This window comes from Lysobacter enzymogenes (genome assembly GCF_900106525.1).
GTDB lineage: Bacteria > Pseudomonadota > Gammaproteobacteria > Xanthomonadales > Xanthomonadaceae > Lysobacter > Lysobacter enzymogenes.
This window is the reverse complement of the sequence record NZ_FNOG01000008.1, coordinates 276,161-295,050: the sequence shown is the minus strand read 5'-3', so window position 1 is coordinate 295,050 and position 18,890 is coordinate 276,161. Positions and strand designations below refer to the sequence as shown.

Here is an 18,890-nt window from a genome sequence, read left to right as displayed (position 1 = left end):
GCGCGGCGCGCCATCGCGCCCGCGGCCACACGTCGTTTGTCCACAGGCCGCGACCACGGCGGCCAGATTGCGCACTCGCAGCTACGCGCAGTGCGCGCTAGGCTTTGGCCATGACCGTCCTCAGCGTCAACGTCAACAAGATCGCGGTGCTGCGCAATTCGCGCGGTGGGTCCGAACCCGATGTGGTCCGCGCCGCGCGCGCCTGCCTCGACGCCGGCGCCCACGGCATCACCGTGCACCCGCGCCCCGACGCGCGCCACATCCGCGAATACGACGTCTACGCGCTGGCCGAACTCGCCCACGCACGCGGCGTCGAGTTCAACATCGAAGGCAACCCGTTCGCGCCGCCGCGCGCCGGCTACCCCGGCCTGCTCGAGTTGTGCCGACGCGCTCGCCCGGCGCAGGCGACGCTGGTGCCCGATGGCGACGACCAGCTCACCTCCGACCACGGCTTCGACTTCGAACGCGACGCCGCCGCGCTGCGGCCGCGCATCGCCGAACTGCGCGAACTCGGCTGCCGCGTCAGCGTGTTCGCCGACGCCGACCGCGACGGCATCGAGCGCGCGGCCGAGCTCGGCGCGCAGCGGGTCGAGTTGTACACAGGCCCGTTCGCCGAGGCCTTCGCCGCCGGCGACGCCAGCACCGCGCTGGCCGAATTCGCTGCCGCCGCCCGCCGCGCCCAGGCCGTCGGTCTCGGCGTCAACGCCGGGCACGACCTGAGCCAGGCCAACCTCGGCGCGTTCCTGCGCGCCGTGCCGAACGTGCTGGAGGTGTCGATCGGCCATGCGCTGATCGGCGAGGCGCTGTATGACGGCCTCGATGCGACGGTGCGCGGCTATCTGGCGGTGATGGCGGCCAGTCGCTGAGGCAAGGCGGCGGCGTTCGAAGCATGCAGGCCTCGCGTCGGCGGGGCGATGGACGCTGAGTTATCCACTGCCGCTCTGGCGATGGTGGTGCGCGCCGATGAGATGCCGCGATGTTTGCTTCGACGGCGGCGGTGCTTGTGGACAACTGGTATGCGCGACGACTCGCCGCTGCGCGGAATCGTGCGTGTCGACGTATTCGACTCGGCGCGCCTGTGGACAAGCGGGTTTTCGACAACGCTGCCTCTCGCGTATCCGCGCCCGTCACGGGCGATTCGATTCGACACGTGTGGATAAGCCAGTCGCGCGTGATCGGTAGCTCGCTTCGGTGCGATGTCCACCGCCGACGACGCACGCATCACTACTACGCATGCGGCCGTAGCATCGCCGACGTTCTGTGGATAAACGATTGCTCGCCATCGGCGCTGCGCACATGCCGCAACGCTCCCGCGACACGCTCCGCGAGTGCTGTGGACAAACAGGTGCCGCGATACGACTTGTGGACAACCGCATTGCACACAGATTCGCAAACAACGCGGTGGCGACCATGCGAATGTCTTGTGGACAAGTACGTGTGCCGAATTCGCCAACCAGCGCGCACCAAGCGTTTGGACGCGATACGCGCGTAAGGCGGTATCTGTGGACAAACTGCGCGCGTCGCTCGCACGTTCGATTCGGCGATCGCGCCCGCGACGAGAAGATTCGCTCGCGCGGGCGTCGCACCGATTCGCTTGTGGACAAGTCTCTACAGCAACATCGTTGCGAGTCGTACCCGCACCCTGCGAACACCGAAGACGCACTTGTGGACAACCCACGTCGGATAGGATTTCGACGGCGCTCGAATCATCCCTGTGGACAACGACGAACTCGCTCGCATCATCGTGTCGCGCCGTTTCGAACATGATGCAGAAGCATTGAGCAGCCACGCAGCGCCGACGCTTCCACCAGCATTTGTGGATAAGCGCGGCTGACGATGCAAAGGCGTAGCTGCACAAAGCGATCTCGCGCGAATCTCCACTTGTACGGTCGCCTAGGCCAGCGGCATCGCCGCTCTGTGCGACATGTGGATAAAGCGCGCTTCGGCAGATCCGCTGATTGCCGCGCGGTATCGCCGGCCCGAAAGATAGCGTCGCTAAGACACAGCCCCGTTCGTAGTTGCACCTGTGGACAACGCCCGACCCGCGAGCGAGCGACCAGGGGCGATGCAATACCTCTGTGGACAAATAGACCAACGAGCCAGGCCAGCCGCGCAGCCGGCGCCCACTGACAAGGCAGCGCGCGTGCGCAGCGGTCGCGTCCACGCTGTGGACAATCCCCAGCCACCGCGCGGCGCCGCGAGAACCGCCGCCATCGCCGTCACGACAGATTCGGACAAGTGTCCGCTACATCCTGCGATGCACTGCTCATCGACGTGCCGCATCCGCCGGCCCGTCGCGGCTGCGGCCGCTGTACTGCCTTGTGGACAAGTCTTGTCATAAGTCTTCGCGCGGGCATCACAAAACCCACCAAATTCAGGCGTTTTTCTCGCTTTTTCTAGGAGGCCGGCATCGGTGTGGACAACTGTTCGAGGCACACGCTGTGTTGCGGCCGTCCGGTGGCGTATCCCGAGGCCGGACGCGAACGACGGCGGCGTAGCCCTCTGTGGACAACGCGCATCGATGCGTTCTTGCGCGCGCGGTGCGTGTGAGCGTTTGCGGCAGCAGGAACGCGACGACTTATCAACACCTCGCAGTTGCCGGCTGCCTTGCCGTTTCATTTCAAAGGCAGGTGCCGCACCTGGGCGCGATGCCGTTTGTTCGCTGCAGCATCGGGCTACGACATCGCGCCTGTGGACAACAAAGTTCTCCGGCCATGAGCGCCCAGCTACTGCCTCCATGCGAGCACGCCGCACTTATGCACAGCGCAGCCGAATTGAGCGGGGCAGGTCCAGACTCTAGACCTGTCCACACTCCGAACGACTGTGGATATCCCGCTCGTCCACTTCAGCGGAGCTCCGCTTGTGGACAAATCGCGATCGCGTCGGAAGGGTAGATCGGGCATTCCGCGCTTCTCGCGTGGATCCACAGCGACGATGCTGTGGACAAGTCCCGCCAGTCGCGCCCATGTCGTCGCTGCCGCGCCGGACCTGCCACGACATGCGAAGCCGACATCGCCCATCGCAACGCTGTGGACAACCCACGCCTTCGCCCCCAAAGAAAACGGCCGCCCATCCGGCGGCCGTTTTCGGCGCAGCTTAGCAGCAGGCGCAACGCCCGCAGCGGCCTTACCTCGTCGACAGATTACGGATCCCGGCCGCGTCCGCCGTGGCCAACGCCTGCGCGAAGGCCTGGTAGTCCGCATCGGCATTGGTGTCGACGCTCAACGCCAGGTCGGGATGCTCGGCGGCGAGCGCTGACAGCGCGGCCGACAGTTGCGCGCGCGTCATCGCCCGGCCATCGAGCACGAAGCTGCCGTCCTGCTGCACGCTCAACTCGGCTTTCGGCGGGTCCACGACATCGATCGGGGTGGTGATGGGCAGGCTGACCTTGAGCTGCCCGGTCAGCGCCGGCGCGGTCACCATGAAGATGATCAGCAGGACCAGCATCACGTCGACCAGCGGGGTCACATTGATCTCGGCGACGGTCTCGTCGCGGAAACGGCCAGCAGCGGAATACGCGGAAACGGCCATGAGCTACCTCCATCCTTGGGGCGGGATACCCGCTTCGACGTTAATCCCGCCGCCCCCGGGTGCGCAAGCAGGCGCGTCCGGACGCCCGCCGCGGGGCGCCCCAGGCTGCGACTGTCCATGCCCGCCGGCCCCCACGCCGCGGCGGGACAGCCAAAAAAAACGCCGCCCGGTTGGGCGGCGTTTCACGACGGTAAGCGTCGGTTCCGAACGAAATTACTTCTGGACGAAACCGATCTTTTTCATGTCTGCGTTTTTGGCGTAAGCCAGCACCTTGGCGAGCACGCCGTATTCGGCGTCTTCGTTGGTGTCGATTTCTAGCAGAGGTTGGTTGGTGGGATCGCGCTGCACCGTTTCGTTCATCATCCCCGGGATCGCCGCGAGCGGCGTGGGGTTGTTGTTCCAGAACACCTGGCCGGTGGCGTCGATGCGCAAGGCGATCGGCGGCGGCGGCTCGGAGGTCTGCGGCGGCGGGTTGAGCGTCGGCTGCGGAAGATTGACGTCGATCGGATAGGACACCGTCGGCGCCGTGACCATGAAGATGATCAACAGCACCAGGAGCACGTCAACCAGCGGGGTGACGTTGATGTCCGAAATCGCGCCGCTATCGGAGGAGTTGTTGCTGAAAGCCATGTTCCCGATCTCCGATTAGCGTTCTTTGATCGCGACGAAGCCGACCTTACGCATGCCTTGCTTCTGCGCGATGGTCACCACGTTGTTGATCGTGCGGTACTTGGTCGTGCGGTCCCCGCGGACGTTGATCGGCGGCTGCGGGGTTTTCTGCGCTTCGACCGAAAGACGGCTCTCGAGCTGGTCGGCGGTGATCGGCTCGTCGTTCCAGTAGATGTGACCGTCTTCTTGGATCGCCAAGGTGATCGGCGTGATCTTCGGCGCTTCGTCGATCTTCTTCAGCGTGGCCTCGGGCAGCTTGATTTCGACCTTATGCGTCATCAACGGCGCCGTGATCATGAAAATGATCAGCAGCACCAGCATCACGTCCACGAGGGGCGTGACGTTGATTGTGGCCATCGGGCCGCCGGTGTCGCCTGAACTAAAGGCCATGTCCGAACTCCAGGAGCTACGCTAAATGGGAGACGTGTTGCGCTTAGCGCTTGTTCGACACTTCGCCGACGCGCGAGCCGGTGGCGAAGAAGTCGTGCAGGTCGTGCGCGAAGGTGTCGAACTTGTTGTTCGTGACGCGGTTCAGGCGCACGAAGAAGTTGTACGCGAGCACCGCCGGGATCGCGACGAACAGACCGATCGCGGTCATGATCAGCGCTTCGCCCACCGGGCCGGCGACGGCCTGGATCGAGGACTCGCCCGAGGCGCCCAGGCGCAGCAGGGCGTGGTAGATGCCCCACACGGTGCCGAGCAGGCCGACGAACGGCGCGGTCGAACCGACGGTGGCGAGCACGGTCAGACCGGCTTCCAGACGCGAGCTCTCGCGGGTCACGGCCTGACGCAGGGCGCGATCGACGAACTCCGAACGGTTCAGCGACTCGACCAGGCGCGAACCTTCATGGCGCTGGTGGTGAGCGGCGGCCTGAGCGGCGTCCAGGGCGATCTTGGAGAACGGCTCGCTGCGCGGCTGCTCTTCCATGTAGCGGATCGCGTCCTGCGCGTTCGGGGTTTCCCAGAACGTGCTGACGACGCGGTCCGAGGAACCGCGCAGGCGCAGGTTCTTAACGAAATTGATGACGATCCAGTAGACCGACAGAACCGACATCAGCGTGAGCGTGATGAACACGATCCAGCCGACGAGGTCGAAGTTCTGCAACAGATGCGAAAAGCTCATCTGCTGGAGCGCTTCAGCGTTGGAGCCTCCGGCGGCGGCGGTGGTGGTTTGCTGCAGCATGACGCTTACCTTTGAATGTCGTGGAAAGGAAGAAATGTTTTACGCGGAACGAACGACACAACTAGCGTGTCCAACCGACCCCGATCAGGTCGGCGGGACGAAATCGACGGGGACGCGGACGCGGCTGGCGACCGGTTGACCGTTTTTCATTTCGGGGTTGAAGCGCCACTTGCGCGCGGCATCCATGGCCGCTCGGTCCAGGTTGCGGTTGCGGCTGGACTTCTCGACCTGCACGTCCAGCACGTTGCCCTGGCCGTCGATGCTGATCACGAGGACTACGGTACCGCCCACGCCCTGACGGGCTTCGGTCGGCGGGTACTTCGGCGGGTTCAGGCGACGCGAGGACGGATCCACGCTCGAGCCGATATCGCTGGCCACCTGCGGCGGCGCGGGCGGAGCCGGCGGCGGAGCGGGCGGATCGATCGGGCTCGGATCGACGTTCTCGATCGGCGGCTGGTCCGGCGGCGGCGGCGTCGGAGTCGGACGCGGCGGCGACAGCTCCTTCGGCGGCTGCTTGATTTCCTTCGGCGGCTCCGGCGGCGGCGGCGGCGGCGGCGGGGGCGGCGGCGGCGGCTTGATGATGTTGACCATCGTCACCTCCTCCTTGTCCTGCTGCTGGGCGGGCGGAGTCATCGGGGCCAGCAACAACAGCAGCGCCGCAGCATGCACGGCGATCGCGCAGGTGATACCGGCAATACGTGCCCAGTTCAAGCCTTCGCGGTCGTCATCTTTCCTAACTTGGAGTTCGAGGTCTTGCGTCATGCCGTCAGCTCGGGAGGTGTTACCGGACGCCTGGGCGCCTCGGGCCATCGTTCGGTTCCTGCAACCGTTTCCAGTTGCGGGAACCTCCTAGCATATACCAAACCGCGTCACAGGTTTACAAGCGCGGCCGGCCCTACACGCTGAAATTACTTGCCTTTCAGCGCGAGAATCTTGTTGGCGTCCTCGGGCTTCTTCACGCCCTTTGCGATCGCCTGCTTGGCGGCTTCCTTGGCCTCGGGAATGCGGTCTTCCTGCCACAGCACACGGGCGAGATTGAGGTACGTCTCACCGTCCGGCGCGAGCGGAGCCGCCTTCTTGTACGCATCGACCGCAGGGCCGATCTGATCGGAGTAATAGTAGGCCTGGGCCAGCGCCACGTAGGCCTGGTAGTCGGGCTTGAGGATGCCCTTCTGCAGACCCTCGTTGATGACCCCGATCGCCTCCTTCTCTTTCTTGTCGAGATTAAGGTAGGTGGCGTAAAGCTGACGATAATCCTTGTCTTCGGTGAACTGGCCGGCGGCGCGCATCTTTTCCAGCACCGCGGCGGCCTTGTCGAGCATGTCCGACTGCGAGTAGACCGCGGCGACGTTCATCTGCGCGCGCTTGTCGTTCGGATTCTTGGCGGCGATCGACTCGGCGACCTTGGCCGCGTCGGCGCCCTGGTTGTTCTCGACGTACGACGCCATCAGCAGCTGCAGCCATTCCTGCTTCGGATCGGGCGAGGCGTCGACGGCCTGCTTGATGATCTTGGCCGCGTCCGGGTAGCGCTCCAGGCGGTACAGCGCGTTGCCCTTGACGATCAGGTGCTCGGGCTTGGTGCTCTTGGACTCGCTGAGGAAGCGGTCCATGGTCGCCAGCGACTCGGTGTACTGCTCTTCCTGCAGCTGCAGCTGGGCCAGGACGAACATGCGGTCGAAGTGGGCGTTGTTGTCGAGGCCGTTGATCTCGATGGCCTTCTTCAGGTACTCGATCGCCGCCTTGTTGTCGTCGGCGTCGTAAGCGACCTGGAAGCCGATCTGCGCGGCGAAGGAGCGTTCGTACGGATTGAGACCGGCGTCGGCGATGATCGCGTCGGCCTGGGCGCGGGCCTCCGGGAACTTCTCCTTGTCGAACGCGTCCATCATCTTCTGCAGCTTGGCGCCGCCCTTGGACGAGGCCTTGGCTTCCGGCGCGGTGCGGGTCGCGTTCGGGTACTGGTTTTCCTGCTTGGCCGGCTTGCTGTCCTTCGCGGCGCGGCGCTGGGCGCTGCGCTCGGAGGCGGTCTGGGCGTTGACCTGGGTCACGGCACCGAACACCAGCACCGCACCGATGGCGGCGGCGAGCAAGGTGCTGCGACGGGTGGGTTGCTTGTTCATGGACTCACCTTTCAAAGGGCTCAGCGGCCGCAGACCGGGGCCTCGCGGCGGGACCGGCGCAAGGCCAAGGGGCCGCCAACCTAACAGAAACTTGGGGCTGCGCGATACGGGTTCGGGCCGCCTTTTTCACGCAACCATCATCCACACTTGGGCGTACGGCCGGCCGCCCGCGCTTGTTCGTAGACCGGGATCAGCGCACCGGCCCGGGCGCCCAGTTCGTGGATGCGGGCCTGCGGGTCCGGGTGGGTCGACAGCCACTGCGGCGGGCGCGTGCTGCTGGCCGCGATCATGTTCTGCCACAGGTCCACCGCCTGCCTCGGGTCGTAGCCCGCCTGTGCCATAAGTCGTTGACCCACCACGTCCGCCTCGCTCTCCTGAGTGCGCGAACCGGGCAGCAGGAAGGCGGTCTGCAGGGCCGCGCCGCCGAGCTGGCTGGTGGCGCCGGCAGCGCCGTCGCCGTAGCGCGCGCCGACCAGGCTGCCGAGCACGTTGAGCGCGACCTGGCTGCCCATCTGGCGGGTGATGCGCTCGTCGTGGTGACGCGAAACTACGTGGCCGATTTCGTGCGAAATCACCGCCGCAAGTTGGTCCTGGTTCTTGGCGACGGTAAAAATCCCCGTGTTTACGCCAACCTTTCCGCCAGGAAGGGCAAAGGCGTTGGGGGAACTATCGACGAACACGGCCACTTCCCAATTGGCCTGCCAACCCGGCGGCAGTTCGCGCGTGATCGAGTTCACCACGCAGCGCACGTAGGCGTTCTGGCGCTGGTCGGTGCTGATGCGCTCTTTCTTCTTGGCCTCGGCGAAGGCCTGCGCGCCCATTTCGTCGAGCTGGGCCTTGGAGACCCCGCCGACGTGCTGGGTGCGCCCGGTCGGCGACGTGGTGGTGGCGCAGGCGGCGGCCAAGGCTGCGATCGTGAGCCCAAGCAGGATGCGTTTCATTGCCGGTTGTCCCCAAAGCGATAACGGCTTTGTAGCGCCGGCCGGATTAACGGATCGTCAATAGCGGTGCGGGCTGCGCGCAGTGGGCGCGGGCTGTGGGCTCAGACCCCGGCCATCAGCGCCAGGCAGGCGACGAGGTTGTTGCCGGCGTGGGCCAGGTAGGGCGTCCACAGGCTGCCGGTGCGGCGGTAGATCCAGGCGAATATCGCGCCCATGGTGGCGTACACGCTCCACAGCACCAGCACGCCCCAACCGCGGCCGGCGCCGAGCCCGGGCGGTTCGTGGACCAGGGCGAAGGCGATCGAACTCAACACCAGCCCGAGCCACGGCCGGCCCGCGGCCCACAGCCGGCCGAACAGCACCCGGCGGAACAGCAGCTCTTCGTAGGCCGGCGCGATCAGCACCGCGAAGCCCATCCACAACCACGGCTGGGCGCGCAGCGGGTCGCCGAGGACCTGGTTGGTCGGGGTCGCATCGATGCCCAGGCTCAGGCTCAGCTTGTCGGCCAGGGCGCTGAACGTTAGAAGCGCGATGACAGCGGTTGCCATCCAGATCCAGGTCGATGGCTGCAACAGCGCCCGCCAGGACGCGTTGCGCTCGACCGAATTCGCATTTCGACGAAAGTAGTAGACGATCAGCGCCGCGAAAGCGGTCGCCGCGAGCCCGATGGCGAGCGAAACCGGCAGCGGCGGGCCGGCGTGCGCGGCCGGAGCGCCTTGTAGGCCCTGCAGGAAGCCCCAGACGACGGTGCCGAGCACGCTGCCGCCGGCCATGAGGCATAGCCAGAGCGACAGGTCGAGGAAGAAACCGGCCAGCGTCGGCAGCAGCGGCGCCGGTGGCGATGCGGCAGCGCGAGCAGCCGCCGGATTGGTGGCAACGTCGGCGGCGGGGCGGGGCGCGCTGCCGGCCGCGGTTGCGGCGGCCGCGGCGCCCGCGAGCGAGGAAGCGGCCGGTGCGACGCCGGCGCGCGGATCGTCCGGCGTGGGCTCAGACGTCGAGATTGGCCACCTTGAGCGCGTTGTCCTCGATGAACTCGCGCCGCGGTTCGACCACATCGCCCATCAGCGTGCTGAAGATCTGGTCGGCAGCGACCGCGTCCTCGATGCGCACCTGCAGCAGGCGGCGGGTTTCCGGATTGACCGTGGTGTCCCACAGCTGCTCGGGATTCATCTCGCCCAGGCCCTTGAAGCGCTGGATCTGGCGGCCCTTCTTGGCTTCTTCCATCAGCCAGGCCTGAGCCTGGGCGAAGCTCGAGACGATCTGGGCGCGGTTGCCGCGCACGATCTGCGCGCCTTCGCGCACCAGCCCGTGCAGCATCGCCGCCGCTTCGCGCAGCGCGCGCAGCTCGCCGCCTTCGAACGCGGCCAGCGGCAGCACCTGGGTCAGCTCTTGGCCCATGTGGGTGCGCTTGACCAGCAGCGCGGCCTGGCGCGATTCGTTGGCCGGATGCAGCGACAGCGCATAGCGCGGACGGCCCAGGCCGGATTCGTTGAGGCGCTTTTCCAGCGCGGCGAAATCCACCGGCCGGTTGAGCAGGTGCTCGCTGTCGAGCGGGGTGAAATCGATCAACGCGGTGAGCACGTTCGGATCGAAACGGTGCGCGCTGCGGGCGATGGTTTCCTTGGCCGCGGCGTAGGCCAGCAGCAGCTTCTCCAGCGAAGCGCCTTCGATCGGCGGCTCGCCGTCGGCCGGGATCAGGCCCGCGCCTTCGACCGCGTTGCCGGCCAGATACGCGTCGAGCGCCGCATCGTCCTTGAGATAAATCTCGTTCTTGCCCTGCTTGATCTTGTACAGCGGCGGCAAGCCGATGTAGATGTGGCCGCGCTCGATCAGCTCCGGCATCTGCCGGTAGAAGAACGTCAGCAGCAGGGTGCGGATGTGCGAGCCGTCGACGTCGGCGTCGGTCATCAGGATGATGCGGTGGTAGCGCAGCTTGTCCGGGTTGTACTCGTCCTTGCCGATGCCGGTGCCCAGCGCGGTGATCAGCGTGCCGACTTCGGCGCTGCCGAGCATGCGGTCGAAACGCGCGCGCTCGACGTTGAGGATCTTGCCCTTGAGCGGCAGGATCGCCTGGGTCTTGCGGTTGCGGCCCTGCTTGGCCGAGCCGCCTGCGGAGTCGCCCTCGACGATGAACAGTTCGCTCAGCGCCGGATCTTTTTCCTGGCAGTCGGCGAGCTTGCCGGGCAGGCCGGCGATGTCGAGCGCGCCCTTGCGGCGGGTCAGGTCGCGCGCCTTGCGCGCGGCTTCGCGCGCGCGCGCAGCGTCGATGATCTTGCCGGTGATCGCGCGCGCTTCGTTCGGGTGTTCCTGCAGGAACTCCTCAAGCCGCGCGCCGAAGGTGCTTTCCACCACCGGACGCACTTCCGAGCTGACCAGCTTTTCCTTGGTCTGCGAGGAGAAGCTCGGGTCCGGCACCTTCACCGACAGCACCGCGATCATGCCTTCGCGCATGTCGTCGCCCGACAGCGCGACTTTCGCCTGCTTGGCGATGCCGCTGTGCTCGATGTAGTTGGTCAGCGTGCGCGTGAGCGCGGCGCGGAAACCGATCAGGTGGGTGCCGCCGTCTTTCTGCGGAATGTTGTTGGTGAAGCAGAACATCGTTTCCTGGTAGGCGTCGGTCCACTGCAACGCCACTTCCACGGTGATGCCGTTCTGCTCGCCCGACACCGAAATCACGTGCGGATGCAGCGGCGTCTTGACCTGCGCCAGATGCTCGACGAAGGAGCGGATGCCGCCTTCGTACTGGAACACGTCGCGCCGGCCTTCGCCGCGCTCGTCGGTGAGGGTGATCTTGACGCCCGAGTTGAGGAACGACAGTTCGCGCAAACGGCGCGCGAGGATGTCGTAGTGGAACTCGATGTCGGTGAAGATTTCCGCCGCCGGCAGGAACCGCAGCGTGGTGCCGCGCTTGTCCGAGGCTTCCAGCTGCTTGAGCGGATACACCGGCTCGCCCAGCGCGTATTCCTGCTGGTAGTGGAAGCCGTCGCGCCAGATGTCCAGCCACAGGTGCGAGGACAGCGCGTTGACCACCGACACGCCGACGCCGTGCAGACCGCCGGAGACTTTGTAGCTGTTGTCGTCGAACTTGCCGCCGGCGTGCAGCACGGTGAGGATCACCTCGGCCGCGGAGACGCCTTCTTCCTTGTGGATGTCCACCGGAATGCCGCGGCCGTTGTCGTAGACCGACACCGAGCCGTCGGTGTGCAAGGTGACGACGACATCGTCGGCGTGGCCGGCGAGCGCTTCGTCGATCGCGTTGTCGACGACTTCGAACACCATGTGATGCAGACCGGTGCCGTCGTGCACGTCGCCGATGTACATGCCGGGCCGCTTGCGCACGGCTTCCAGGCCGCGCAGCACGGTGATCTTGCTGGAGTCGTACGTGGTCGAGGGCGGAGTCGGAACGGTTTCGTCGGTCATTCGCTTCGGGTCGGCTGCAAAGGCTGGCTGGGCCGGGTCGGAGGTGCAAGGCCCGGCCAGACATTAGCTATTGGGATCCAGACGAAATTATAGCACCTCGCGACCCCCGCCCCCTGGGTCCCCAGCCCTGCGCCCGGCGATGGCCTCTCAGCGCGTCCCAGGCGCCAGCAGCGCCTGCACGTCGAGCACCTCGACGTCGTGCATCTGGCCCAGGTAGGCGTCCAGATAGGGCTTGTGCGAAGAGCCGACGATGTCGAGCACGCGGATCCCGGGTCGGTTGCCGAAGGCCTCGCGCAGGTTCGCGGCCATGCGCAGGTTGCGCGCTTCCCACCAGGCCACGTACTGGCGGCCGTAGCGCTCGGGCGAGGGCTCGCGCAGGTTGCCGCCGAAGTCCGCGGCGATCGCAGCGCGCTGGGTTTCGGGCGCGTTGAGCGAGCGGTACAGGCCGAGCAGGTCGCCGCGGTCGAGATAGGCCTGCTCGCGTTCGGCTAACGGGTACGGCGCGGCGGCCCAGACCGCTTTCACCGCGGCTTCGTAAGGCTTGCCGCCGGCGTCGGCGGTGACCCGGTCGGCGCTGTGATCGTCCACCGCGTACACACGCTGCAGGCCCAGGCGCGCGGCCAGGACCGCGCCGATGCGGTAGTTCTCGTTGCGGGCGCTGGTGGCGAGCTTGTCGAGCTGGGCGACCAGGGCCGGGTCCAGCCCGTCGCCGGCGCGGCGCTCGGCCGGCGCCAGCTGCAGCCACTGGGCCAGGGCCGAGGCGCGCTCGTTGGCGGCCAGCAGCAGGCTGGCGAGCGAACGGCGTTGGGCCGGGGTCGGCTGCGCCGGCCAGTCGGCGTAGCGCTGGCGCACGGCGACGACGGCGGCGCGGACATCCAGGCCGGTGGCCTGGCGCGCGGCGTCGGTGTCGGCGCAGTAGCTCTCGGCGGCGCCGTCGAACAGCTCGTGGTAGCGGCTCAGATGGTCGCAACCTTCGCCGGACACGGCTTCGATCGCGATCAGCTCAGGCTTGAACGCGGCCAGGCGCTCCAGCAGCGGTTCCAGGGCCTTGAAGTCGTAGTCCTTGGGCAGGCCGCTCAGATGGGTGCTGCCGAGCACGGCGACCTGGGTGCGGGGGCCGGCGAAGCCTTGGCCGACGGCGGCTAGATCTACCTGGTTGCTAGCGGCCGGCTTCGAGTAGGCCTGGGCGGCGAGGCACAGGCCGAATAGCGCGGAAAGCATGGGTTTCAAGCGGTCATCCCTGGAGTGGTTCGCTTCGAAGGGATGCGCGGCGGCTTCTTGGGGTTTAGAGGCCGGTTCTGCAGCGTGTTCCACGTGGAACATGTCGTGGAGCCGGCCGCGAGGTGTTTCACGTGGCCCGTGCCAGGTTCCATGCCGAGCGTGAATCACCCCGCCTGCAATGTTCCATGTTCCACGTGGAACCTGGTGACTTCGACCTGCATATCGGCCAGCGCCACGGGCGGTTCGGTGCCCGTGATGAAAACCTGGGCCCGGCTGGCGATCAGCCGCTCCAGAACCCGTCGCTGATGGCGCCGGTCCAGCTCGGAGGCCAGATCGTCCAGCGCGATCACCGGCCATTCGCCCTGCACCTGGGCGTGCTGCTCGGCCTGGGCCAGCAGCGCGACCAGGGCGACCAGCTTGGCCTGCCCGCGCGACAATGCCTCGCGCCCGGGAATCGACCCGTAGCCGATGCGCCAATCGGCCCGATGCGGCCCGACCGAGGTAAAGCCTTGCTGCTGGTCGCGTTCGCGGGCCAGGAGCAGGGCATCGGCCAGCGGAAACTCGTCGCGGCGCCAGCCGGGGACGTAATCGAGCCGGATCGCGCCCAGGCCCGGGGCCAATTCGGCGGCGAAGGCGGCGAAACGGGGCTGGAGTTCGTCCAGGTACTGCTGGCGGCGCCGGCTCAGCGGCTCGCCGGCGTCGGACAGCTCACGATCCCAGGCATCGAGCTGCCCATCGCGGGCCCGCGCCTTGAGCAGGGCGTTGCGCTGCTTGAGCGCCCGGGTATAGCGCCGCCACAGCGGAGTGAAGTCTGGTTCCACGTGGAACAAACCCCAATCGAGGTAGCGACGGCGAATTTCGCCGGGCCCGGTGATCAGGGCATGGCTGCCTGGCTCGAAACTGACCACCGCCAATGCGGCGCAAAGCTCGCCGAGCTGGGAAACCGAGGCGCCGTCCAGGCGCCCGGCCCACTCGTGCCCGCTATGGCGCAACCCGGCCTTGCGCCGCTGGTCGCGGCGAGCTTCCTGCCATTCGACGAAGACGTCCAGCGCCGGATCGCCGGCGCGGATCAGCCCATCGCGGACCCGGCCGCGGAAGCTCCGGCCGTAGGCCATCAGGTGCAGGGCTTCGAGCAGGCTGGTCTTGCCCGCTCCGTTCTCGCCCGTGATCAGGTTGATCCCGGGCGCCGGCAACAGGCTCACGTCGGCGAAGCGGCGCAGGCCGCGGGCGTCCAGGCGGGTTACGTGCATGGGGGAAATGATCGCAGATTGGTTCGGGGGCGGGGCGGCGGGATGGGCCGAGACCTGGATGGAGCCGCATGGGCTACCTGTAGGAGCGGCGCGAGCCGCGACAAACCGAAGCGGCGTGCGTCAGCGGGGCAACCGAAGCTACAAAACCACCAGATCTAAAGCTTTCGCTTTCAGATCAACCACTTCGGCACCGACGCGGAAGTGAATTTCTTCGGTTTGTCGCGGCTCGCGCCGCTCCTACAGGGCGCTCAGGAACCTTCCGCGGCGGTCGAAAACGCTTCGAAACCCCAAAACGAACACGCCCGGCATCAGCCGGGCGTGTGTTTTGTTCCACGTGGAACGCGAGCGTTGCGGCGTGGATCAGAGCCGCAGCGGCATCACCACATGACGGCAACGCTCGTTCGAGGCCTCGCGCACCAGCGCCGACGAGTTGGCGTCGCGCAGCGCCAGCACCACGTGCTCGTCGCGCAGCGCGGTCAGGGCGTCGAGCAGGTAGTTGACGTTGAAGCCCACCGCCAGGTCGTCGACCTTGGTGTCGGCTTCGACTTCTTCCTGCGCCTCTTCCTGCTCCGGGTTGTGCGCGCTGATCTTGAGCTGGCCCGGCGAGACTTCGATGCGCACGCCGCGGTACTTCTCGTTCGACAGGATCGCCGCGCGCTGCAGCGACGCGCGCAGGATTTCGCGCTCGATCCGCACTTCCTTGTCGGCGCCGATCGGAATCACCGCCTCGTAGTCGGGGAAACGGCCGTCGATGAGCTTGCTGGTGAAAGTCACATCGTCGCGCTTGATGCGGATGTGGCCGCGGCCCATTTCCAGCTCGACTTCGCGATCGCCGCCTTCGAGCAGGCGCTGCAGTTCCTGCACGCCCTTGCGCGGCACGATGATCTGGCGCTTGGTCTGCGCGCCGCCTTCGAACGGCGCTTCGCACAGCGCCAGGCGGTGGCCGTCGGTGGCGACGCAGCGCAGGCTGTTTTCGCGCAGGTCGAACAACAAGCCGTTGAGGTAATAGCGCACGTCCTGCTGGGCCATCGCGAACGCGGTGCGTTCGATCAGCTCCTTGAGCGCGGCTTCCGGCACGCGTACGCGCTCGGTCGCTTCGACCTCGTCGATCGACGGGAAGTCGTTGGCCGGCAGGCTCGACAGGGTGAAGCGCGAACGCCCGGCCTGCACGGTGATCTTCTCGGCCGCCTGGCTCACGGTGACCTTACTGCCGTCGGGCAGGGCGCGCACGATTTCGAACAGCTTGCGCGCCGGGATCGTGGTTTCGCCGTCCTTCGCGTCGTCGACGTTGACGCGGGAAATCATTTCGACTTCCAGGTCGGTGCCGGTCAGCGACAACTGGCCGTCTTTCACCTGTACCAGCAGGTTAGCGAGGACCGGCAACGTCTGCCGGCGTTCGACGACATTGACCACTTGGGCCAACGGCTTGAGAAAAACTTCGCGTTGCAGGCTGAAACGCATGCGGACCCCTTGGCCGGTCGGTGGGCGCAAGCCCAATTACAAAAGAGATGTATAAATCAAAATCTTAGTGGCGGTGGAGCGGCGAAAAACGGTTGAAAACAGGCTTAAGCTTTTGATCTACAAGCGTTTTTCGGTACTTCAAAAGCGGGTAGAACTGGCCCTGGAGGACCGGTAGATCCTGTGGATAACCTCAGCGCGTGGTCGCGGCCGCAACTTTATCCACAGCTTGTACGAGTCTAGTCCCCGAACTTATGCCTTTCGTATCAGCAACTTAGCGACTACCTTGTGTCCACCGGCAGCGCGGCGTCCCTTGCGGACCCCAAACCGCCGGCAGCGACACCGAACCTGGACCGAACCCTTCGAACCCGCCGCTGCGCACTGCGCATGCTGTGGATAAGCCGGTTCTGCCCGGACCGCGCGATACCGCCAACGACGAAACACCGCTCGGCCCTGCAGCCGCGGTCCTGCGATCTCTACGGATGAGCGCGGACGGCAGCGCGGCGACCGGACGGCCGTGCCCTGCGTTGCGCTCGTCGTCGTGGATGCCGGCAGGAGCCGCCCTACGCAAACGAGCCGCTGGCCCGTTCGCCTGGCGAGAATTCGCGGCCGGTTCGCCGGCTCGGAGCCGGAAGGCGGCGCCAGCTGGGCGCGGGCCGCGCGACGCAGCCGCCAGCGCGATGTCGGGATCGCGCCGTCGGCGCTGCCGCGCATCCCAGGCCGAGGCCGGCGCCCGCGGAACGGGCGCTGCGGATCACTCGCTGAGCTTGCGGATCAGCTTGTCCCAGTCTTCCCGCAGCTTGCCGTCGGTTTCCATCAGGGTGCGGATCTGACGGCAGGCATGCAGGACGGTCGTGTGGTCGCGACCGGCGAAGGCATCGCCGATCTCAGGCAGCGAGTGTTCGGTCAGTTCCTTGGTCAGCGCCATGGCCACCTGGCGCGGACGGGCGAGCGAACGCGTGCGCCGCTTGGACAACAAGTCCTTGATCTGGAGGCCGTAGTAGTCTGCCACGGTCTTTTGGATGTTGGGGATGCCGATCGCCTGCTGCTGGGCGCGCAGCAGGTCGCGCAGGGTTTCCTGGGCGAACTCGGCGGTGATGGCGCGGCCGGTGAAGTTGGCGCGCGCGGTCAGGGTGTTGAGCGCGCCTTCCAGGTCGCGCACGTTCGAGCGCATCTTCTTGGCCAGCAGGAAGGCGACTTCCTCCGGGATCGCGGCGCCGCGCTCCTTGGCCTTGGAGATCACGATCTGGGCGCGGGTCTCGAAGTCCGGCGGCTCGATCGCCACCGACAAGCCCCAGGCCAGGCGCGACTTCAGCCGCGGCTCCAGGCCTTCGACTTCGCGCGGATAGCGGTCGCAAGTCAGGATGATCTGCTGCTTGCCGTCGAACAGCGCATTGAAGGTGTGGAAGAACTCTTCCTGGGTGCGGTCCTTGCCGGCGAAGAACTGGATGTCGTCGATCAGCAGCGCGTCGACGCGCTGGAACTGACGCTTGAACGCATCCATGGTCTTGTCCTGCAGCGCTTTCATCATCGCGCTGAAAAACTGCTCCGAACGCAGGTACATCACCCGCATCGCCGGATTGGCGTCGCGCATGGCGTTGCCGGCGGCGAACATCAGATGGGTCTTGCCCAGGCCGGTGCCCCCGTACAACAGCAGCGGGTTGTGCGCGCGCTCGCCGGGTTTTTGCGCGGCCTGCCAGGCGGCGGCGCGGCCGAGCTGGTTGCTGCGGCCTTCGACGAAGTTGTCGAAGGTGTAATGCGTATCGAGATTGCCCTGGAACGGCTCGACCGGCGCGACCACCGCGGCCGGGGTCTGGCGCACCGCGCTGGTGGTGGGCTCCAGCGGCAACGGCTGGGTGCTGGCCGGCGAACGCGGCAGCGAACCCACTTCCAGGCTGACGTCCTCGCTGCCGGCGAAATACGACAACAGCTCGCGGATGCGCGCCAGATAGCGCTCGCGCACATGCTCGACCACGAACGCATTGGGCGCGTAGAGCACGGTCTTGCTGTCGCGCTGCGCGGCCTGCAGCGGCTTCAACCAGGTATGCACGTCCTCGACCGGAAATTCGGCTTCGAGGCGTTCGAGGCAGCGGGGCCAGGCTTCCATCTGTAGCGTGTCTTCTTTATGCGTGGTGCGGTCGATCGCGACGGCGGCGCCGGCGACGGACGAAAGCGGCCCAACGCACGATGCGGACATCGCGACGCAGGAAGCCGGGGGGTCGGTCAGACTACCACCGCGGTCGGGTTCGGAACAGGACTAATCCACAGGTTCATGCACAGCTCGTACACAGGCTGCCCCCAGGCGCTTTGGTGGCGTGCGTCGCGCATCTGCAATCCCAATCGGGACAAGGGCTTGACCCTGCCTTGGGTGCGCCGCTAGAATCGGCGGTCCACTTTCGTCGTTACCTTTGCGAGCCTGTCATGGCCACCAAGCGCACCTACCAGCCCAGCAACCTCAAGCGCAAGCGCGACCACGGTTTCCGTGCCCGCATGGCGACCGCCGACGGCCGCAAGATCCTCGCCCGTCGTCGTGCCAAGGGCCGCAAGCGCCTGACCGCCTAAGCGTTGCCGGCCGCCTTGTCGGCGCTGCCGTCGTTCCCGGCCGTTTGCGGCCCCTTCGGAACGATCCGGCGCCGCGCGGCCGACCGCCTGCAATGATTTCGTCCCGCTTCCCGCGCACCGCGCGGGTACGCGCGCGTTCCGATTTCGACCGCATCTTCAAGCATGGACGGCGCGTGGCGCTGCCCGTGCTCGCGCTGCATTTCCAGGCCGACCCGGCGATTCCGGCGCGGCTGGGGCTGGCGGTCTCGCGCAAGGTCGATCCGAACGCGGTCGGCCGCAACCGCATCAAGCGCATCTTCCGCGATGCCTTCCGCCACCTGCGCGCCGAGCTCGCGCCGGGCGATTATGTATTGGTCGCGCGCCCCGGCGCGTCGAAGCTTTCCGGCCCGGAACTCCGCGCCGCGTTCGAGAGTCTGCTCAAGCGCGCCGGCGCGCGAAGCGCGCTCGCATTGCCCGAGACTGCGGCCCCCGGCACAATGCCGGCCGCTTCCCCTTCTCACCCCCTGCCGGACCCCGGTCCCGGCTGAGCCTGCCTGCT

At 66.7% G+C, this 18,890-nt stretch carries 16 protein-coding genes; 3 read left to right on the top strand and 13 right to left on the bottom strand.

What is annotated here, in order from left to right; genetic code table 11:
* Positions 1-110 precede the first annotated feature (110 nt).
* Positions 111-866, top strand: a complete 756-nt coding sequence (locus BLU84_RS20030) for a pyridoxine 5'-phosphate synthase (protein ID WP_074871302.1) — start codon at positions 111-113, stop codon at positions 864-866.
* Between the two features lie 2,260 nt (positions 867-3,126).
* Here the strand turns inward: BLU84_RS20030 and BLU84_RS20025 are convergent.
* The 13 genes from BLU84_RS20025 to dnaA all read right to left on the bottom strand — a co-directional run bounded on the left by BLU84_RS20025 (position 3,127) and on the right by dnaA (position 17,897).
* Positions 3,127-3,531, bottom strand: coding sequence for an ExbD/TolR family protein (locus BLU84_RS20025; protein WP_074871300.1), 405 nt, complete (start codon positions 3,529-3,531; stop codon positions 3,127-3,129).
* Positions 3,532-3,744: 213 nt separating this feature from the next.
* A complete protein-coding gene (locus BLU84_RS20020) occupies positions 3,745-4,161 on the bottom strand; it encodes an ExbD/TolR family protein (RefSeq protein ID WP_074871298.1) in 417 nt (138 codons plus the stop codon).
* A gap of 15 nt (positions 4,162-4,176) precedes the next feature.
* Entirely contained in the window at positions 4,177-4,590 is a 414-nt protein-coding gene (locus BLU84_RS20015; protein WP_074871296.1) for an ExbD/TolR family protein, read from the bottom strand.
* A 43-nt stretch (positions 4,591-4,633) separates the two neighbouring features.
* Positions 4,634-5,383, bottom strand: a complete 750-nt coding sequence (locus BLU84_RS20010; RefSeq protein WP_057949725.1) for a MotA/TolQ/ExbB proton channel family protein — start codon at positions 5,381-5,383, stop codon at positions 4,634-4,636.
* 84 nt (positions 5,384-5,467) lie between these two features.
* Positions 5,468-6,145, bottom strand: coding sequence for an energy transducer TonB (locus tag BLU84_RS20005; protein WP_074871294.1), 678 nt, complete (start codon positions 6,143-6,145; stop codon positions 5,468-5,470).
* 146 nt (positions 6,146-6,291) lie between these two features.
* Positions 6,292-7,500 (bottom strand): tetratricopeptide repeat protein, encoded by a 1,209-nt coding sequence (locus BLU84_RS20000; RefSeq protein ID WP_074871292.1) that lies wholly within the window; start codon positions 7,498-7,500, stop codon positions 6,292-6,294.
* A gap of 137 nt (positions 7,501-7,637) precedes the next feature.
* Positions 7,638-8,441, bottom strand: coding sequence for a M48 family metallopeptidase (locus BLU84_RS19995; protein WP_074871290.1), 804 nt, complete (start codon positions 8,439-8,441; stop codon positions 7,638-7,640).
* A gap of 101 nt (positions 8,442-8,542) precedes the next feature.
* Positions 8,543-9,214, bottom strand: a complete 672-nt coding sequence (locus tag BLU84_RS19990) for a CPBP family intramembrane glutamic endopeptidase (RefSeq protein ID WP_233431188.1) — start codon at positions 9,212-9,214, stop codon at positions 8,543-8,545.
* Between the two features lie 214 nt (positions 9,215-9,428).
* The gene (gene gyrB / locus BLU84_RS19985; RefSeq protein ID WP_074871288.1) at positions 9,429-11,861 is read right to left on the bottom strand and encodes a DNA topoisomerase (ATP-hydrolyzing) subunit B; all 2,433 of its coding nucleotides are present in this window, start codon (positions 11,859-11,861) and stop codon (positions 9,429-9,431) included.
* Between the two features lie 147 nt (positions 11,862-12,008).
* A complete protein-coding gene (locus BLU84_RS19980; RefSeq protein ID WP_233431191.1) occupies positions 12,009-13,082 on the bottom strand; it encodes a DUF5694 domain-containing protein in 1,074 nt (357 codons plus the stop codon).
* A 164-nt stretch (positions 13,083-13,246) separates the two neighbouring features.
* Complete coding sequence (gene recF, locus BLU84_RS19975; protein ID WP_074871285.1) at positions 13,247-14,332, bottom strand: DNA replication/repair protein RecF; 1,086 nt, start codon at positions 14,330-14,332, stop codon at positions 13,247-13,249.
* A gap of 360 nt (positions 14,333-14,692) precedes the next feature.
* A complete protein-coding gene (gene dnaN / locus BLU84_RS19970; protein WP_074871283.1) occupies positions 14,693-15,793 on the bottom strand; it encodes a DNA polymerase III subunit beta in 1,101 nt (366 codons plus the stop codon).
* Positions 15,794-16,544: 751 nt separating this feature from the next.
* Entirely contained in the window at positions 16,545-17,897 is a 1,353-nt protein-coding gene (dnaA, locus tag BLU84_RS19965; RefSeq protein ID WP_232518372.1) for a chromosomal replication initiator protein DnaA, read from the bottom strand.
* 314 nt (positions 17,898-18,211) lie between these two features.
* Here dnaA and rpmH point away from each other — a divergent pair, with 314 nt between their 5' ends.
* A complete protein-coding gene (gene rpmH, locus BLU84_RS19960) occupies positions 18,212-18,352 on the top strand; it encodes a 50S ribosomal protein L34 (RefSeq protein ID WP_027083663.1) in 141 nt (46 codons plus the stop codon).
* A gap of 92 nt (positions 18,353-18,444) precedes the next feature.
* Complete coding sequence (gene rnpA, locus BLU84_RS19955; protein WP_074871279.1) at positions 18,445-18,879, top strand: ribonuclease P protein component; 435 nt, start codon at positions 18,445-18,447, stop codon at positions 18,877-18,879.
* The last annotated feature ends 11 nt before the right edge of the window (positions 18,880-18,890 follow it).

Coding starts and splice junctions, on each gene's coding strand:
- gyrB (WP_074871288.1), bottom strand. CDS start 11,861: ATGACCGACGAAACCGTTCCGACTCCGCCCTCGACCACGTACGACTCC.
- rpmH (WP_027083663.1), top strand. CDS start 18,212: ATGGCCACCAAGCGCACCTACCAGCCCAGCAACCTCAAGCGCAAGCGC.
- BLU84_RS20025 (WP_074871300.1), bottom strand. CDS start 3,531: ATGGCCGTTTCCGCGTATTCCGCTGCTGGCCGTTTCCGCGACGAGACC.
- BLU84_RS20020 (WP_074871298.1), bottom strand. CDS start 4,161: ATGGCTTTCAGCAACAACTCCTCCGATAGCGGCGCGATTTCGGACATC.
- dnaA (WP_232518372.1), bottom strand. CDS start 17,897: ATGGAAGCCTGGCCCCGCTGCCTCGAACGCCTCGAAGCCGAATTTCCG.
- BLU84_RS20010 (WP_057949725.1), bottom strand. CDS start 5,383: ATGCTGCAGCAAACCACCACCGCCGCCGCCGGAGGCTCCAACGCTGAA.
- BLU84_RS19995 (WP_074871290.1), bottom strand. CDS start 8,441: ATGAAACGCATCCTGCTTGGGCTCACGATCGCAGCCTTGGCCGCCGCC.
- recF (WP_074871285.1), bottom strand. CDS start 14,332: ATGCACGTAACCCGCCTGGACGCCCGCGGCCTGCGCCGCTTCGCCGAC.
- rnpA (WP_074871279.1), top strand. CDS start 18,445: ATGATTTCGTCCCGCTTCCCGCGCACCGCGCGGGTACGCGCGCGTTCC.
- BLU84_RS19990 (WP_233431188.1), bottom strand. CDS start 9,214: ATGGCCGGCGGCAGCGTGCTCGGCACCGTCGTCTGGGGCTTCCTGCAG.
- BLU84_RS19980 (WP_233431191.1), bottom strand. CDS start 13,082: ATGCTTTCCGCGCTATTCGGCCTGTGCCTCGCCGCCCAGGCCTACTCG.
- dnaN (WP_074871283.1), bottom strand. CDS start 15,793: ATGCGTTTCAGCCTGCAACGCGAAGTTTTTCTCAAGCCGTTGGCCCAA.
- BLU84_RS20000 (WP_074871292.1), bottom strand. CDS start 7,500: ATGAACAAGCAACCCACCCGTCGCAGCACCTTGCTCGCCGCCGCCATC.
- BLU84_RS20030 (WP_074871302.1), top strand. CDS start 111: ATGACCGTCCTCAGCGTCAACGTCAACAAGATCGCGGTGCTGCGCAAT.
- BLU84_RS20005 (WP_074871294.1), bottom strand. CDS start 6,145: ATGACGCAAGACCTCGAACTCCAAGTTAGGAAAGATGACGACCGCGAA.
- BLU84_RS20015 (WP_074871296.1), bottom strand. CDS start 4,590: ATGGCCTTTAGTTCAGGCGACACCGGCGGCCCGATGGCCACAATCAAC.